Origin of the sequence: Micromonospora sp. WMMA1996, assembly GCF_002573675.1 — a bacterium.
In the GTDB taxonomy this organism is placed as follows: Bacteria; Actinomycetota; Actinomycetes; order Mycobacteriales; family Micromonosporaceae; genus Micromonospora; species Micromonospora sediminicola.
This window is the reverse complement of record NZ_PDHU01000003.1, coordinates 101675-117402: the sequence shown is the minus strand read 5'-3', so window position 1 is coordinate 117402 and position 15728 is coordinate 101675. Positions and strand designations below refer to the sequence as shown.

Here is a 15728-nt window from a genome sequence, read left to right as displayed (position 1 = left end):
GGCCGGAACGACGCGGACCGCGTCCCGGTCAGCCCTGCCGGTGACGCAGCCCGTCCATCAGCAGGTCGAGCAGGCGGCCGGCCTGGTCGCGTTGGTCGGGCTCACCGGCCACCAGGGAGACGCCGCTCAGGCTCGCGAGCACGTCGGCGGCGGCCACGTCGGCGCGTACGGTGCCCTCGGCCGCGCCGGCCGCCAGCAGGTCGCCCAGCGCGGCGAGCAGCCGGTTCCGGCTGTGCGCGTACGGGTTGGCGCCGGAGGCGATGGCGAGCCGCAGCGCGTCGGCCATGCCCCGCTTGGTGGCGAGGTAGTCCACGAACCGGTCCATCCACGCGCGCAGCGCCGCCTCGGCGGGCCGGTCCGCCAGCAGCTCCGGCCCGGCGTCGCAGAGCTTGGCCAGCTCACTGCGGTAGGCCGCCTCGATCAACGCCTCCCGGGTCGGGAAGTGGCGGTAGAGGGTGCCGATGCCGACCCCGGCCTCCTTGGCCACCCGATCCAGCGTTACCTCGGCGCCTGCCCGGGAAAACGCCTGGACTGCGGCGTCCAGCAGTCGCTGCCGGTTGCGCAGCGCGTCGGCGCGCAGCGGTCGGTCGGGCACGGCTCCTCCTCGGCTCGACCGGGGCGGACACCCGGCCGGACTGGCAACCGGAGGATCCTCCGGTTAGTCTCGGTGTTAACGGAGGGTCCTCCGCTTCTCATCGTAGCGGGCGGACGTCGATCCGCCCCGCCCTCGACAAGGATGGATCATGACCACCAGCACTCCCGTCACCACCCCGTTCTCCCGCGAGACCACCGCCCTGGAGGTGGTCCGCGGCCTCGACCTGACCGGCCGGCGCGCCGTCGTCACCGGCGGCGCCTCCGGGATCGGCGTCGAGACCGCCCGCGCGCTCGCCTCCGCCGGGGCGGACGTCACCCTCGCGATCCGCAACCCGGACGCCGGGCAGCGCGCCGCCGCCGACATCACCGGCACCACCGGCAACGACCGGATCCTGGTCGCCCCGCTCGATCTCGCCGACCTCGACTCGGTGGCGGCCTTCGTCCGCACCTGGGACGGCCCGCTGCACATGCTGGTCAACAACGCCGGCATCATGGCCTCGCCCGAGATGCGCACCGAGCAGGGCTGGGAGATGCAGTTCGCGACCAACCACCTCGGGCACTTCGCCCTGGCCACCGGGCTGCACCCCGCGCTCGCCGCGGCCGGGGGCGCGCGGGTCGTCTCGGTCAGCTCGGCGGCCCACCTGCGCTCGCCCGTGGTGTTCGACGACATCCACTTCCGGCAGCGGCCGTACGACCCGTGGGCGGCGTACGGCCAGTCCAAGACCGCGAACGTGCTCTTCGCGGTCGAGGCCAGCCGGCGCTGGGCCGACGACGGGATCGTCGTCGACGCGCTGATGCCGGGCGCGATCCGCACCAACCTCCAGCGCTACATCAGCGACGAGGAACTGGACCGGATGCGCGCGCAGAGCGGCGGGGGAGCGGCGTACTGGAAGACGCCCGAGCAGGGGGCGGCCACCTCGGTGCTGGTCGCGGCCTCGCCGCTGGTCGCCGGCGCCGGCGGCCGGTACTTCGAGGACTGCCAGGAGGCCGGGGTGAACCAGCCGGGCACCCGCACCGGCTACGCCCCGTACGCCCGGGACCCGGAGTCCGCCGAGCGGCTCTGGACGGTCTCCGAGGAGCACCTGCGCGGCTGACAGGCGAAACGCCGGAGGGGCGCGCGGCAGTCGCCGCGCGCCCCTCCGCTGTCGAACGTCAGAGACCCAGTTCGGCCTCGAAGTTGCCGGCCTCCAGCCGCTCCTTGACCGAGGTCAGGAAGCGGGCGGCGTCGGCGCCGTCGATCAGGCGGTGGTCGTACGACATGGCCAGGTAGACCATCGACCGCACCGCGATGACCTCGCCCAGCTCCGGGTCGTTGACCACGACCGGACGCTTCACCACGGCACCCGTGCCGAGCATCGCCGACTGCGGCGACGGCACGATCGGGGTGTCGAAGAGGGCGCCCCGGCTGCCGGTGTTGGTCAGCGTGAACGTCGCGCCGGCCATCTCGTCCGGAGTGATCTTGTTGGCCCGGGTGCGCTCGGCCAGGTCGGCGATCCGCTTGGCGATGCCGCCCATGTTGAGGTCACCGGCGTTGTGGATGACCGGCACGAGCAGGCCGCGCTCGGTGTCCACCGCGATGCCCAGGTGCTCGGCGGCCGGGTAGGTGATCGTGCCGCCCTCCAGGTCCATGCTGGCCTGGATGATCGGGTGGGTCTGCAGCGCCTCGATCGCGGCCAGGGCGAAGAACGGCAGGAAGGACAGCTTCACGCCGTGCTTGGCCTGGAACGAGTCCTTGGCCCGGGCCCGCAGCTTGGCGACCTTGGTGACGTCGACCTCGACGACCGTGGTCAGCTGCGCCGTCTCGTGCAGCGACTGCTGCATCCGCTTGGCGATGGTGGCCCGGATCCGCGGCAGCTTCTCCGTGGTGCCCCGCTTGGCGCTCGGCTCCGGCTTGGCGGCCGGCTGGGCCGGCGCCTTCGCGGCGGCGGGCTCGGCGGCGGCCGGCGCGGCCGTGGCGGCCTTCGCCTTCTCGGCCGCCTCCAGCACGTCCTGCTTGCGGATCCGGCCACCCACGCCGGTGCCGTTGACCGAGGCGAGGTCGACGCCGTGCTCGGCGGCGAGCTTGCGGACCAGCGGCGTCACGTAGCCGGCGGCCTCCTCGCCGCCGCCCTGGGCCGGGGCGGTCGGGCGCTGCGGGGTGGCGGTCGGCGCGGCCGGCTGGGCGGCCTGCTCGGCCTTGGCCGGCTGCGCGGCCGTCTCCGCCTCGGCGGACGGCTCGTTGTAGGACAGACCCGGGGTCGGCTCCTCGACCTTCGGCTCCGGCTTCGGCTCGGCCTTGGGCTCCGGCTTCGGCTCGGGCTTCGGCTCCGCCTTGGGCTCGGGCTTCGGCTCCGCCTTCGGCTGGGCCGGCGCGGCGCCGGCCGCCCCGACGATCGCCAGCACGGCGCCGACGTCGGCGGTCTCGTCCTCGGCGACCTTGATCTCCTGCAGCGTGCCGGCGACCGGCGACGGGATCTCGGTGTCGACCTTGTCGGTGGAGACCTCCAGCAGCGGCTCGTCCACCTCGACGGTCTCGCCGACCTGCTTGAGCCAGCGGGTGACCGTACCCTCGGTGACGCTCTCGCCCAGGGCCGGCATGGTCACCGGGGTGCCCTCGCCCGACGACGCGGCGGGCTCGGCCGGCTCCTCGACGGCCGGCTGCTCGGCCTCGGCGCCCGGCTCGGCGGCGGCCTGCTCGGCCTGCTGCTCCGGCTCCGGGCCGGTGCCCTCGGCGGCGGCCGTCGGCTCGGTGGCCGGCTCGGCCTTCTCGGTGGGAGCCGCGCCCGCGTCCTCGCCCTCACCGGCGATGACGGCCAGCTCGCTGCCGACCTCGGCGGTCTCGTCCTCGCCGACCACGATCCGGCTCAGCACGCCCGCCGCGGGCGACGGGATCTCGGTGTCGACCTTGTCGGTCGACACCTCCAGCAGGGGCTCGTCGACCTCGACGGTGTCACCCTCCTGCTTGAGCCAGCGCGTGACGGTGCCCTCGGTGACGCTCTCGCCGAGCCGGGGCATGGTGACCGATACCGGCATGTTCTCCAGACTCCTTCATTCCCCTGGTGGGATCATCGCCCGTCGCCGGACGCCGCGGTTGTCGTGTCAGGCGTGCGCGTGCAGCGGCTTGCCGGCCAGGGCCAGGTGCGCCTCGCCCAGGGCCTCGTTCTGGGTCGGGTGGGCGTGCACGAGCTGCGCCACCTCGGCCGGGTAGGCCTCCCAGTTGTAGATGAGCTGGGCCTCGCCGATCAGCTCACCCACCCGGGCGCCGACCATGTGCACGCCGACCACCGGGCCGTCGTCCACCCGGACCAGCTTCACGTGGCCGGCGGTCTTGAGGATCTGGCTCTTGCCGTTGCCGCCCAGGTTGTAGTTGTAGGTCTTGACCTTGTCGGCGCCGTACTGCTCCTTGGCCTTCGCCTCGGTCAGCCCGACCGAGGCCAGCTCCGGGTCGCAGTAGGTGACGCGCGGGATGCCGGCCTCGTCGATCACGGCCGGGGTCTTCCCGGCGATCTCCTCGGCGACGAAGATGCCCTGCTGGAAGCCGCGGTGCGCGAGCTGGAGGCCGGGCACGATGTCGCCGACCGCGTAGACGTTCGGCACGCTGGTGCGCAGCCGCTCGTCGGTCAGCACGTAGCCGCGGTCCATCTTGACGCCCTGCTCCTCGTAGCCGAGGTCGGCGGTGTTCGGACCGCGGCCCACGGCGACCAGCAGCAGCTCGGCCTCGACCGTGTCGCCACCGGAGATCGTCAGCTTGACGCCGTTGTCGGTCTTCTCGACCTTCTCGAACGGCTTGCCGACCTTGAAGTTGATCTTCCGCTTGCGGAACGCCCGCTCCAGCGCCTTCGACGACTCCTCGTCCTCGGCGGCGACCAGGCGGGGCAGCGCCTCGACGATGGTCACGTCCACGCCGAAGGACTTCCATACGCTGGCGAACTCGACGCCGATCACGCCGCCGCCGAGCACGATCGCCGACGCCGGGACGCGGTCCAGGGTCAGCGCGTGGTCGCTGGTGATGATCCGCTCGCCGTCGACCTCCAGGCCGGGCAGGCTCTTCGCGTACGAGCCGGAGGCCAGCACGATGTTGCGGCCGGTGTAGCGCTTGCCGTCGACCTCGACGACGTTCTTGCCGACCAGCTTGCCGTGGCCCTCGACGATGGTGATCGCCTTGTTGCTCTTGAGCATGCCCTGAAGGCCCTTGTACAGCCGGGAGATCACGCCGTCCTTGTACGAGTTGACGGCCGCCATGTCGATGCCCACCAGCTCGGCCTTCACGCCGAACTGCTCGGACTCGCGGGTCTGGTCGGCGATCTCGGCGGCGTGCAGCAGCGCCTTGGTCGGGATGCACCCGTTGTGCAGGCAGGTCCCGCCGAGCTTGCCCTTCTCGATCAGCGCGACCGTCAGGCCGAGCTGGACGGCGCGCAGGGCGGTCGCGTAGCCGCCGCTACCACCTCCGAGGATGACGATGTCGAAGGTCGTGTCGTTCGGCTCGCTCACATCCAACTCCCAGGTCGCGTCACTGCATCGGGGGTTACGGCGGAGTAACAGGCACACCCCACCTCGGTCATCTTGTCACCACCACGGACCGAGCGCGTACCGAGGTGCCCAACGACACGTCGGCGACACGTACCCTTGGCATCGTCTTCGATGACGTCCGGGGGAGGAGTGGGTCCGGTGGCGCTGTTCCGACGACGCAAGCGGGTGGCCGCGGTGAGCCGCGACCGGGCCGCCGATCGCGCCGATCTGGACCACCTTGAGAACTTCGTCCGCACCCGCCGGGGCGTCGAGGCGTTCCTGGAACCGCGGACGACGGTCACCGAGACCACCGTGATGCTGATCGCCGACGACGGCGAGTGGACCCGTCGGCGGGTCGGCAGCCCGGACGAGGCCCGCCGGTGGGCCCACAAGATCGCGATCCCGATCTACGACGTGCGGCTGATGGGCTACCCGCAGCGGATGCGCGACTACAACGAGCGCCGCAAGCGCCGGCCCGAGCTGTTCTGAGCCGTCCGAGCTGTCGAGCGCACGTGTTAAGAAGGGCCCCTTCTACAACGCCAGGCGTTAAGAAGGGGCCCTTCCTTGCGCGTCAGCCGTTGGCGGCGACGTCGTCCACCAGGTGGAGCAGGGTGCGCACCGGCACGCCGGTGCCGCCCTTGGTCCAGTAGCCGGTCGCCTCGCCCGAGTGGTAGCCCGGCCCGGCGATGTCGATGTGCGCCCAGGCCACGTCGTCGGTGACGAACTCACGCAGGAACACGCCGCCCTGCAGCATGTGCCCGGCCCGGTCCATCCCGGCGTTGACCTGCGAGATGTCCGCGACGTCGGACTCCATGCCCTTGCGCACGTCGTCCGGCAGCGGCATCGGCCAGGCCGGCTCGCCGGTCGCGTCACCGGCCACCCGGACCCGCTCGCACAGCTCCGGGGTGCCCATCACGCCGGCGATCCGCTTACCCAGCGCGATCACCTGGCCGCCGGTCAGCGTCGACGTCTCGAACAGGTAGTCGGCGCCGTCCTCGCAGGCCCGAGCGATCGCGTCGGCCAGCACCATCCGGCCCTCGGCGTCGGTGTTGAGCACCTCCACCTTCTTGCCGTTGTACATGCTGATCACGTCGCCCGGCCGGTAGCTGGTGCCCGACGGCATGTTCTCCGCCATCGGCAGGTAACCGGTGACCGTCACCGACGGCTTGAGCGCCGCGACCGCCAGCATGGCCGCGCCGACCGCCGCCGCGCCGGCCATGTCCGACTTCATCTCCCACATGCCCTGCGCCGGCTTGATCGAGATGCCGCCGGTGTCGAACGTGATGCCCTTGCCGACCAGCGCGACCCGCTTGCCGTTACCGCCACCCGCGGGGGTCCAGGTGAGCTTCACCAGCCGCGGCGGGGCCTCCGAGCCCTGGCCGACCGCGAGGATGCCGCCGTAGCCGCCGGCGGCCAGCGCCGCCTCGTCCAGCACCTCGACCTCCAGCCCGGCCTCGCGGGCGGCGGCCGACACCACGTCGGCGAACGCCGGGGGACGCAGCTCGTTCGGCGCGGTGTTCACCCAGTCCCGACTGGTCCGCACCGCGCCGGCCACCGCCTGCGCGCGGGTGACCTCGGCCTGGGCGGTCCCGTCGGCCGCGTCCGGCACCGCGACCAGCACCTCGGCCACCGGCTCCCGCCGGGTCGGCTGCGGCTTGGTCTTGTAGCCGGCGAACCGGTAGCCGCCGAGCAGCGCGCCCTCGGCGACCGCGCGCAGCGCGGCCGGCGCGTCGGCGTCGTCGGGCAGCGGCAGGGCGAGGGCGACGCGCGCGGCGCCGGCCAGCGCCCGGACCGCGGCGCCGGCGGCGCGGCGCAGCGACTCGGGCCCGGGGGCGGCGCCGGAGGGCTCCGGGCCGAGCCCGACGGCGGCGACCACCGGTGCGGTCACCGTGCCCAGCGTGGCCAGCTTGATCACCTCGCCGGGGCCACCGGTCGCGCCGAGCAGGGCCAGCGTCTCGGTCAGCTTGCCGTCGAACGCGGCGGCGATGCTCTCCGCGCCGCTGGCCAGCAGCAGGGCGTGGGCGGGTGCGCCGCTGCCCGGCTCGGTGGTCTGGCTGTGCACGCCGATCACGATCGCGTCGACGGCGAGTTCGGCGGGGTCGGTGTCGACCAGGCTGAGGGTGGTGCGGGGCGATGTCACGAAAGCTACTCCGGGCGGGCCGGGCCGGCCGCGTCGTCGCGTACCGGCGGTGAAGGTCTCTCCGGCGGCAACCTACCCGTCGGAGGCGTGGCTGTCCCGCCGATGGACGCCGACGGGATCCCGCCGATGCTAACCAGCCCGGTCCGGGCCGGTAAGTTGCCACCCATGACCGAGGTGACCTCCGACGCCGCCGAGACCCGGCTGCGCCGCTCCCCGCTGCACGAGCGACACACCGCGCTCGGCGCGAAGTTCGCCCCCTTCGGGGGCTGGCAGATGCCGCTGGAGTACGCCGGCGGCGGCGTGCTCAAGGAGCACACGGCGGTGCGGACCGCTGTGGGCGTGTTCGACGTCTCGCACCTGGGCAAGGTCCGGGTCACCGGGCCGGGCGCCGCCGACTTCGTCAACGCCTGCCTGACCAATGACCTCGGCCGGATCGCGCCCGGAAAGGCGCAGTACACGCTCTGCTGCGACGACGCCACCGGCGGCGTGGTGGACGACATCATCGCCTACCTGCACGCCGACGACCACGTCTTCCTGGTGCCGAACGCGGCCAACACCGCCGAGGTGGCCCGCCGGTTGCGCGCCGCCGCGCCGGACGGCGTGACCGTCACCGACGAGCACGAGGCGTACGCGGTGCTCGCGGTCCAGGGTCCGCGGTCGGCCGAGCTGCTCGACGGGCTCGGCCTGCCCACGGGGCACGAGTACATGAGCTTCTCCACCGCCACGCTGGCCGGCGTGGAGCTGACCGTCTGCCGCACCGGCTACACCGGCGAGCTGGGCTACGAGCTGGTCGTGCCCGCCGAGCACGCGGTCGCGGTCTGGGACGCGCTGCTCGCCGCCGCCGACGACGTGCGCGCCTGCGGCCTGGCCGCCCGGGACACGCTGCGCACCGAGATGGGCTACCCGCTGCACGGGCAGGACCTCTCCCCGGAGATCACCCCGGTGCAGGGCCGCTCCGGCTGGGCGGTGGGCTGGGACAAGCCTGCCTTCTGGGGCCGGGACGCGCTGCGCGCCGAGAAGGCCGCCGGTCCGGCCCGTACGCTGCGCGGCCTCACCGCCGTGGACCGGGCCATCCCGCGTCCCGGCATGGCCGTGTACGCGGGCGACACGCAGGTCGGCGTCGTCACCAGCGGCACGTTCAGCCCGACGCTCAAGCACGGCGTCGCGCTGGCGCTGGTCGCCACCGACCCGAAGCTGCCCGACGGCGAGGAGCTGGAGGTCGACATCCGCGGCCGGCGGGCCCGGATGCGCCTGACGAAGCCCCCGTTCGTCCAGCCCTCCGTCCGCTGAACCGCGCGGGTCAGTCCTCGGCGAGGCGCTCGCCGGCGTCGAGGACGGCCTGCGTCCAGCCGCCCTCCAGCACGCCGGTGCCGTCCAGCACGGCCCAGTCGACCACGTCCGACGCCTCCACCACGACCGGCGAACCGATCCGCACGGCGGGGTCGGTGTTGGCGTCGCTGGCGCTGGCGCCGACGATCCGCTCCGGGACCTCCCAGGAGGTCACCCCGGCCCAGACGTACTCGGGGCCCTCGTCACCGGGCAGGCCGTACTTGACCACCAGCTGGCTCTCGTCGGGCAGCCGGCCGGCGAGGAACCGGGCCCGGATGTCGCCGAGCGAGGCGCGGGCGGTGGCCACCGCCCGGCTCATCGCGTCGCCGGTGCGGGTGTAACGGACGTCCGGCTGGATGCCGTTGAACAGCGTGGCGCAGGCGGCGGCGAAGTAGCGCCCGGGCGGACCGGGGTGCCCGGGCGGCGGGTTGAGGCTCAGGAACGAGTCGGCGTCCGGGTCGGTGGCCGGGTCCAGCTCCAACCGCAGCAGCACCGGCGCCGTCGCGCCGTGCTGCTCCGGATTGCCGTACGCGACCGCGATGTCGTGCCCGGTCACCGTGGCCAGCACCGGCAGCTGCACGAACGCCGGCACCTCCTCGCCGGCCAGCCCGTCGGTCCAGTCCCGCAGCAGCCGCCGGGCCGCCCCGGTCATCACCGCGCCCCAGGCCCGGGTGAGGTGGTCCGGCACGCCCTGGGCCTGCAACTCCAGCAGCCCGAACCGGCGCAGCCCCTTGGTGGTGAACCAGAGCCCGTCGGCGTCCGAGGAGTAGGGCACCAGCACCCAGTCGACCAGCCGGATCCGGCCGTGCTCGTCGGGCAGCGAGCGCAGCGCGGCCGCCGGGTCGAGGAACTGGAGCCCGAAGACGTCCACCACGTCCCCGCCGACCGTTTCGGCGACCGCCGCGGCCACCGCCCGGGCCGCCCACTCGTGCGCCGGCGGCCAGCCCGGCCGGTACTCGGCCTGCACCACCACCAGGTGGGTGGCGGCGGCCAGCCGGGCCAGCTGCTCGTCGGTGGCGCCGAACGCGCTGAGCAGGTCCGGCGGCAGCTCCGGGAACTCGTCGACGGTGCGCGTGTCCACGCTCATCAGGGGGCTGTCCAGCATCTGTTTCGCCAGCCCGTGCACCGGCTCGGCGAGCCGGCCGGCCAGACCCTCCACCGCGGTCTTCGGGCTGACCCGGGGCAGCCCGGCGATCGGCACCAGATAGGTCGCGTCGAGCGACTCGGGCACCGGTACGGGCAGGAAGTCGTCCGTGATGAGCATGTCGTCCCCCTCGACCGCGCCGGTGCACCAACCCGAACGCTACCCGTCCGACCGGGTGGCGATCAGCCGGTCAGGACCAGTCCCAGGTAGGACAGCGTGGTGACGATCTCCACGAGGGCGCCGAGGACGTCGCCGGTGATCCCGCCGAAGCGGCGTACCAGGTGTCGCAGGAGCCCGGCCGCGACGGCGAGCGCGCCGAGCACGGCGAGCGGCCCCTGCCACGGGCGGCCCGGCACGGCGGGCGCGGCCAGCAGCGCCACGGCGAGCGCGCCGACGGTCGGCGCCACCCACCCCACGGTGCCGGCCACCAGCGCGCCCAGGCCCTCCGGTCGGGCCGCCGGCACCCCGCGGCGACAGGCCAGCGTCACCCCCAGCCGCCCGGCCGCGGTGGCCGCGACCACCGCGGCGAGCGCCGCGACCGCGTCCCGTCCGACCAGCTCCGCGAGCACCGCGGTCTGGAGGAGGAGGACGAGCACCAGCGCGACCACCCCGAACGGGCCGACGTCCGGCTGTTTCATGATCTTCAGGGCGGCCGCGCCGCGGCGGTAGGAGCCGAGCGCGTCCACGGTGTCGGCCAGCCCGTCCAGGTGCAGGCCCCGGGTGAGCAGCGCGCCCAGCCCGACGGTGAGCCCGGCGGCGACCAGCGGCGGGGTGACGGCGCCGGCGAGCAGCAGCACCCCACCGAGCACTGCGCCGAGCAGCGCGCCGACCGCCGGGGCCAGGGCCATCGCGGTGCCGGCGGTGGCCCGGTCGACCCGGCCGGCGCGCAGCGGCGCGGTGGTGAACGTGGTCAGCGCCAGCCGGACGCCCTCGGTGAGCCGGGCCTCAGTCGGCACGTCGGCCGGGGAAGACCGGCTCGTCGGCGCCGGTCGTGGTCGGTCCCGGCCCGGCGGGCTCCGGCTCGGCGAAGTCCGGCTCGTCCGCGCCGGTCGTGGCCGGTCCCGGCCCGGCCGGCTCGGGCTCCGCGAAGCTCTCGTCCTCCGCGCCGCCGCCCAGCGACGGGTGCACCGGCAGGGTGGCGGCCAGCGTCAACGCCGAGCGCAGCAGCGGCAGGGCGGCCAGCGCGGTCGCCCCCTCGCCCAGGTCGAGGCGCAGGTCCAGCAGCGGCGTCAGGCCGAGGACGTCGGCGGCGAGCCGCACCCCGGGACGGCCGCCGTGGTCGGGCAGCAGGCACCAGTGCCGGGCCTGCCCGGCCAGGTCGCGGCTGACCATCCCGGCGGCGGTGCCGACGGGGCCGTCCAGCAGCACCGGGACCCGTCGGGCGGTGGCGCCGAGCAGCACGCCGGTGGCCATCGCGATGTCGCCGCCGCCCAGCTCGGACAGGATGTCGTGGGCCTCGCGGGGCGAGCGCCGAGTGCGGTGCAGCGCGTCCCGGACGGCCGCGCAGCGGACCATCCAGGCGGCGTCGTCGATCTCGCCCTGCTCGTTCACCACCCGGCCGAGCACGGCCGGCGGTTCCGCGCCGGCCGTGGCCGCCAGCACCGCGGCGGCCGCCGCCTCGGCGCCGGCCCCGCACGCCGCCAGCACCAGCAGCTGTACGCCGGCGTCGGCGGCCTGCTCGGCCAGGCGCCAGCCGTAGCGCAGCGCCGCCTCGACCTGGTCGGCGGGGAGCGCCGGACCGTCCTCGAACGGCGCCGAGGTGGGTGCCTCGACGACCTGGAGGCTGGCGCCGTTCTCGGCGGCCAGCCGGGCCAGCGCGCCCCGCCCGGCGCGGGCCTGCCGGGCCCGGCGGGCCGACTCGCCGGGCACCGCCCCGGCCGACGCGCCGCCGTCGTGGTCGCCGTGCAGCAGCAGCACCCGGACGGCGGCCCACGGGCGCGGGGTGGCGGTGCCCTGGGTGGCGGCGGCGAAGCCGACCACCTGCTCCAGCACGCCGAGCCCGGCGCCGGGGACGTCGAGCGTGGCGAGCCGGTCGACCGCCTGCGGGCCGGTGTAGTCGTCCGGCATCGGCAGTTCCATGCCGGGCTGGATGACCAGCCCGGTGGCGATCATCGGCAACGCCATGGTGGGGGCCGCCCAGTCGCCCGCGCCGGACGTCCCGCCCTGCCCCGGGGTGGGCACCGGCGCGGCGGTCGGGGTGAGCACCTCGGGCAGCGCCACGTCCGGCACGATCCGACCGCCCGGGTCCGGAGTGGAGGCGGTGGACGGCGCCCAGGGCCGGTCGGCCGGGCGGGACTCGGCCGTTCCCGGGCCGGTCGCCGGTTCCGCCGACGTGGCTCCGAGGCTTCCCGGGGCCGCCGGCCGCGCCGCCGGGGTGGACCCGGGCGTCGCCGGGGCGGCGCCGGCCGGGGCGGGCTGCTTGAGCCAGGCGGTCTGGCCGGCCACCACGAGCGCGACCGCGTCGCAGGCGTCGGCGACCGCCCGGTTGGTCGCGCCCAGCGCGTCGGTGAACGCCCGGCCCAGTGGTGTGGTGGGCACCAGCGACAGGCCGACCTCCGGGCTGACCAGCACCAGCCGCGCCTGGCTCGCGCGGACCGCGGCGGCCAGCTCGGCGACGGTGGCGGTGTCGTCGGCCGGCTGGTGGGCCGGGTCGAGCAGCACGGTGACCCAGCCGCCGAGGTCGTCCACGAGCACTGTGTCGTGCGGGCCGGCGGCGGTGATCAGCTCGACCAGCCGGCCCGGATCCGCCGCGGTCTCCTCGGTGGTCCAGCTCCCCGGCCGGCGGGCGCGGTGCGCCGCGAGGCGGCCCGCCCACTCGGTGTCCTCCGGGTCCCCGGCGGGGGCGGTGGCCACGTACCGGACCGTGGGCGCGTCGGCGACCAGTGACTCGGCGAACTCGGACTTGCCGGAGCGGATACCGCCGAGCACGAGGAGGGTGTGCCACCCGTCAACGGACATGCCCGTACCTTAGTTCTCCCGCCCGCGCCCCGCCCCTCCCCGCCCCCTCCCCGCCCCCTCCCCGCGTCGATCTTGCGGTTGCGGCCCTCGGGATGCCGGAAATGGTGGTTCTGTCGGGGCGACAACTGCACGATCGCGGGCGCGGGGTCAGTCGCAGTGTTCGAAGGGGCTCGCGTAGGTGGCTCCGGGGGTGGAGCCGCCCCACTTCACGCAGACGCCGGCGGCGGTGGCCCGGACCGGGCCGGCGTAGTACTGGTAGCCGCCGCTCTGGGTCTGTCGGGCCCTGCCCTGGACCTCCAGGTACGTGGTCACCGTGGTCACCCGGCCGACGTCGGCGTCCTTGAGCGTCACCACGCAGTTGGCGCCGGACGCGGCGCTGTAGAGCAGGTAGACCCGTCCCTGCCGGATCCCGCCGGCGGTCAACGTGGCCGAGTCGATCACCTGGTAGCCGCTGCCGCACACCTGCGTCGCGGTGTACGGGTTCGCCTTCGGCGCCGCCGTCGGGCCGCTCGTCGGGGCGGGGGCGCCGATGCTCGGCGCCGGTTCGCTCGGTGGCGCGGCGGTGCGGCTCGGCGTGGCCGACGGGGACCGGCCGGGCCGCCCCGCACGGCTCGGGCTCGGCGTCACCGGGCCGGCGTCGGCCGTCGTCGGCGGCACCGGATCGGCGACCGCCGACTCCCCGGCCACCGCGGTCGGGCCGGGCCCCGGGCCCGGCTCGTCGGGGGAGCGCAGCGCCGTCACGGCCACCGCGACCAGCACCGCGACCAGGGCCACACCGGCCGCGCCGGCCAGCGCCACCGTCCGCCGCCCGCGTCGCGCCGGCTCCTCCCGCGTCGCCGGCCCCTGATTCGACCCCGCCCACGAGGGGCCACCCGGGCCGGACCTCGGGTACGGGTCGCCCGCTCCTTGCGACGGGAACGCGCCGCCCGTACCCCGGCTCGGGAGGCCGGCCGGCGCGGACGCCGGGCTCGGGGGGCCGGCCGGCGCGGACGCCGGGCTCGGGAGATCGGCCGGCGCGGACGCCGGGCCTGGTTCGGCGGGGCCGCTCACCGCCCACGGCGGGCGCGGCGGGACCGGCACGACGGCCAGCGTGGCGTCCCGGGCGTCCCGCGCGCCCTCGGCCAGGGCCAGCCCGGTCGGGAAGCGGTCGCGCGGGCCCTTCGCCAGCGCGCGTCGGACCACCTCGACCACCGCCGGGGGCGTGGTCGGCGGCAGCGGCGGCGGCTCGTCCTGCACGTGCCGCATCGCCACCTGCAGCGGGTTGTCGCCGTCGAAGGGCGGGCGGCCGGCCAGGCAGAAGTACGCCACCGCGCCGAGCGCGTACACGTCGGTGACCGGCGAGACGGGCTGGCCGGCGGCCTGCTCCGGGGACATGTACGAGGCGGTGCCGAGCACCATGTGGGCGGCGGTGATGCCGGCCATGGTGCTGGCCCGGGCGATGCCGAAGTCGACGAGCACCACCGTGCCGTCCCGCTTCACCAGCAGGTTCCCCGGCTTCACGTCTCGGTGCACGATGCCGGCGAGGTGGGCGGCGTGCAGTGCCTGGGCGGCCTGCCCCACCACCGACATGGTGGACGCCGGGTCGAGCCGCCCGGCCTGCCGCACCCAGCTCGACAGCGGCTGGCCGTCGACGTACTCCATCACCAGGTAGCTGACCTGGCTGCCGTCGGCGAGCACGGCCGAGCCGAAGTCGTGCACCTGCACGATGCCGGGGTGGCGCAGCGCGGCCAGCATCCGGGCCTCGGCGTGGAACCGGGTGGTGAACTCCGGGTCCGCGACCAGCGACGGCAGCAGCACCTTCACCGCGACGGCCCGGTCCAGGAGCGTGTCGGTGCACCTCCACACGGCGCCCATGCCACCGGTGGCGACGCGTTCGTCCAGCCGGTACCGCTCGCTGAGCACCACTCCCGAAGTCAGCACCGCGACACCGTACCGGCCGGCGGCCGGCATGATCCATGTGGCGGCGGGCCGTCGCGCGGCGGGCCGACTAGGCTTGCGGGGGTTTGGCGTCCCACGGGGCGACGGCGGCGAGGGGAGACGCGGCATGGCGTGGAGCTGGCGGTACGAGGGCACGAACGGCGAAGCGGTCGACGGACCGGCTGAGTCGTTCCCGAATCAGGCCGACGCCGAGTCCTGGATCGGCCAGACCTGGCGGGAGCTCGCGACGTCCGGCGTCACCACCGTCTCACTGGTCGAGGACGACCGGGTGGAATACCGGATGAGCCTGCAGCCCCCGGCCGAATGACCGGCTACGACCGCCCGGGCGACCCGCTGGTGCTCGGGGTCCCCCGGGCGGCGTTCCGGCCCAGCCCCATCTTCCTGGCGCTGGTCGCGCTCTTCGTGGCCGCCGGGGTGATGACCTGGAACCGGTACGGCAACGTCCGGTTCGACGTGTTCCTCTTCGTGGTGTCGGGCTGGCTGGTGTCGCTCTGCCTGCACGAGTACGCCCACGCCGTGATCGCCTACCGGGCCGGCGACCGGGACATCGCGCACCGCGGCTACCTGACGCTCAACCCGCTGAAGTACACCAGCCCGCTGCTGTCGATCGTGCTGCCGGTGGTCGTGGTGCTGCTCGGCGGCATCGGCCTGCCCGGCGGCGCGGTCTGGGTGGACCGGCACGCCATTCCCGGCCGGCTGCGGCACTCCCTGGTCAGCCTGGCCGGGCCGGCCACCAACGTGCTGTTCACGCTGGTGCTGGTAGCGGCGCTGACCTGGGGGCCCGACCTGGGCGGGCCGCTGGAGTTCTGGGCCGGCGTCGGGCTGCTCGCGTTCCTCCAGCTCACCGCCAGCGTGCTCAACCTGCTGCCGGTGCCGGGCCTGGACGGCGGCAACATGATCCAGCCCTGGCTCAGCCCCGCCTACCGGCGGATGTACGACCTGTTCGCCCCGTACGGATTCATCCTGCTCTTCGCGCTGCTGTGGAGCCCGCAGATCAACCGGGTGTTCTTCGGCGGGGTCTTCGCCGTCGGCGAGGCGCTCGGCCTGCCCCGGGAGCTGTACCAGCTCGGGTTCTACCTGATCCGCTTCTGGCAGGGCTGACGCGCCGTCCCGGGCCGACGGTGACCGCCGGCCCGG

At 74.9% G+C, this 15728-nt stretch carries 13 protein-coding genes; 5 read left to right on the top strand and 8 right to left on the bottom strand.

What is annotated here, in order from left to right; all coding sequences use genetic code 11:
- Positions 1-28 precede the first annotated feature (28 nt).
- Entirely contained in the window at positions 29-595 is a 567-nt protein-coding gene (locus COO58_RS20145) for a TetR/AcrR family transcriptional regulator (protein ID WP_098746742.1), read from the bottom strand.
- Between the two features lie 148 nt (positions 596-743).
- Here COO58_RS20145 and COO58_RS20140 point away from each other — a divergent pair, with 148 nt between their 5' ends.
- Positions 744-1688 carry an SDR family NAD(P)-dependent oxidoreductase gene (locus COO58_RS20140; RefSeq protein ID WP_098746741.1) on the top strand — a complete coding sequence of 315 codons (945 nt, stop codon included), beginning with the start codon at positions 744-746 and terminating at the stop codon, positions 1686-1688.
- Positions 1689-1746: 58 nt separating this feature from the next.
- Here the strand turns inward: COO58_RS20140 and sucB are convergent, their stop codons facing one another.
- The gene (gene sucB, locus COO58_RS20135; RefSeq protein ID WP_098746740.1) at positions 1747-3606 is read right to left on the bottom strand and encodes a 2-oxoglutarate dehydrogenase, E2 component, dihydrolipoamide succinyltransferase; all 1860 of its coding nucleotides are present in this window, start codon (positions 3604-3606) and stop codon (positions 1747-1749) included.
- 66 nt (positions 3607-3672) lie between these two features.
- Positions 3673-5064 carry a dihydrolipoyl dehydrogenase gene (lpdA, locus tag COO58_RS20130; protein ID WP_091573181.1) on the bottom strand — a complete coding sequence of 464 codons (1392 nt, stop codon included), beginning with the start codon at positions 5062-5064 and terminating at the stop codon, positions 3673-3675.
- Positions 5065-5241: 177 nt separating this feature from the next.
- Between lpdA and COO58_RS20125 the strand changes: the two genes are divergently transcribed.
- Positions 5242-5571, top strand: coding sequence for a hypothetical protein (locus tag COO58_RS20125; protein WP_091577145.1), 330 nt, complete (start codon positions 5242-5244; stop codon positions 5569-5571).
- An 82-nt stretch (positions 5572-5653) separates the two neighbouring features.
- Here the strand turns inward: COO58_RS20125 and COO58_RS20120 are convergent, their stop codons facing one another.
- Positions 5654-7222, bottom strand: a complete 1569-nt coding sequence (locus COO58_RS20120) for a leucyl aminopeptidase (protein ID WP_098746739.1) — start codon at positions 7220-7222, stop codon at positions 5654-5656.
- Between the two features lie 165 nt (positions 7223-7387).
- Here COO58_RS20120 and gcvT point away from each other — a divergent pair, with 165 nt between their 5' ends.
- The gene (gcvT, locus tag COO58_RS20115; protein ID WP_176558918.1) at positions 7388-8512 is read left to right on the top strand and encodes a glycine cleavage system aminomethyltransferase GcvT; all 1125 of its coding nucleotides are present in this window, start codon (positions 7388-7390) and stop codon (positions 8510-8512) included.
- Between the two features lie 10 nt (positions 8513-8522).
- Here gcvT and COO58_RS20110 read toward each other — a convergent pair whose 3' ends face one another.
- The 4 genes from COO58_RS20110 to COO58_RS31260 all read right to left on the bottom strand — a co-directional run bounded on the left by COO58_RS20110 (position 8523) and on the right by COO58_RS31260 (position 14573).
- Positions 8523-9815, bottom strand: a complete 1293-nt coding sequence (locus tag COO58_RS20110) for a DUF2314 domain-containing protein (protein WP_098746738.1) — start codon at positions 9813-9815, stop codon at positions 8523-8525.
- A gap of 62 nt (positions 9816-9877) precedes the next feature.
- Positions 9878-10651, bottom strand: coding sequence for an adenosylcobinamide-GDP ribazoletransferase (locus tag COO58_RS20105; RefSeq protein ID WP_098746736.1), 774 nt, complete (start codon positions 10649-10651; stop codon positions 9878-9880).
- Positions 10641-12653: a bifunctional adenosylcobinamide kinase/adenosylcobinamide-phosphate guanylyltransferase gene (locus COO58_RS20100; RefSeq protein WP_098746735.1), complete on the bottom strand. Its 2013-nt coding sequence runs from the start codon at positions 12651-12653 to the stop codon at positions 10641-10643. Before COO58_RS20100 ends, COO58_RS20105 begins: the two co-directional genes overlap by 11 nt.
- A gap of 147 nt (positions 12654-12800) precedes the next feature.
- Positions 12801-14573 (bottom strand): serine/threonine-protein kinase, encoded by a 1773-nt coding sequence (locus COO58_RS31260; RefSeq protein WP_098747319.1) that lies wholly within the window; start codon positions 14571-14573, stop codon positions 12801-12803.
- Between the two features lie 124 nt (positions 14574-14697).
- Here COO58_RS31260 and COO58_RS20090 point away from each other — a divergent pair, with 124 nt between their 5' ends.
- Together COO58_RS20090 and COO58_RS20085 are read left to right on the top strand one after the other, a co-directional pair.
- Positions 14698-14898, top strand: a complete 201-nt coding sequence (locus COO58_RS20090; protein ID WP_091573186.1) for a hypothetical protein — start codon at positions 14698-14700, stop codon at positions 14896-14898.
- Positions 14895-15692 carry a site-2 protease family protein gene (locus COO58_RS20085; RefSeq protein ID WP_091573187.1) on the top strand — a complete coding sequence of 266 codons (798 nt, stop codon included), beginning with the start codon at positions 14895-14897 and terminating at the stop codon, positions 15690-15692. The genes COO58_RS20090 and COO58_RS20085 overlap by 4 nt, the downstream gene beginning before the upstream one ends.
- Positions 15693-15728 lie beyond the last annotated feature (36 nt).

Coding starts and splice junctions, on each gene's coding strand:
- COO58_RS20100 (WP_098746735.1), bottom strand. CDS start 12,653: ATGTCCGTTGACGGGTGGCACACCCTCCTCGTGCTCGGCGGTATCCGC.
- COO58_RS20140 (WP_098746741.1), top strand. CDS start 744: ATGACCACCAGCACTCCCGTCACCACCCCGTTCTCCCGCGAGACCACC.
- COO58_RS20085 (WP_091573187.1), top strand. CDS start 14,895: ATGACCGGCTACGACCGCCCGGGCGACCCGCTGGTGCTCGGGGTCCCC.
- gcvT (WP_176558918.1), top strand. CDS start 7,388: ATGACCGAGGTGACCTCCGACGCCGCCGAGACCCGGCTGCGCCGCTCC.
- COO58_RS20110 (WP_098746738.1), bottom strand. CDS start 9,815: ATGCTCATCACGGACGACTTCCTGCCCGTACCGGTGCCCGAGTCGCTC.
- sucB (WP_098746740.1), bottom strand. CDS start 3,606: ATGCCGGTATCGGTCACCATGCCCCGGCTCGGCGAGAGCGTCACCGAG.
- COO58_RS20090 (WP_091573186.1), top strand. CDS start 14,698: ATGGCGTGGAGCTGGCGGTACGAGGGCACGAACGGCGAAGCGGTCGAC.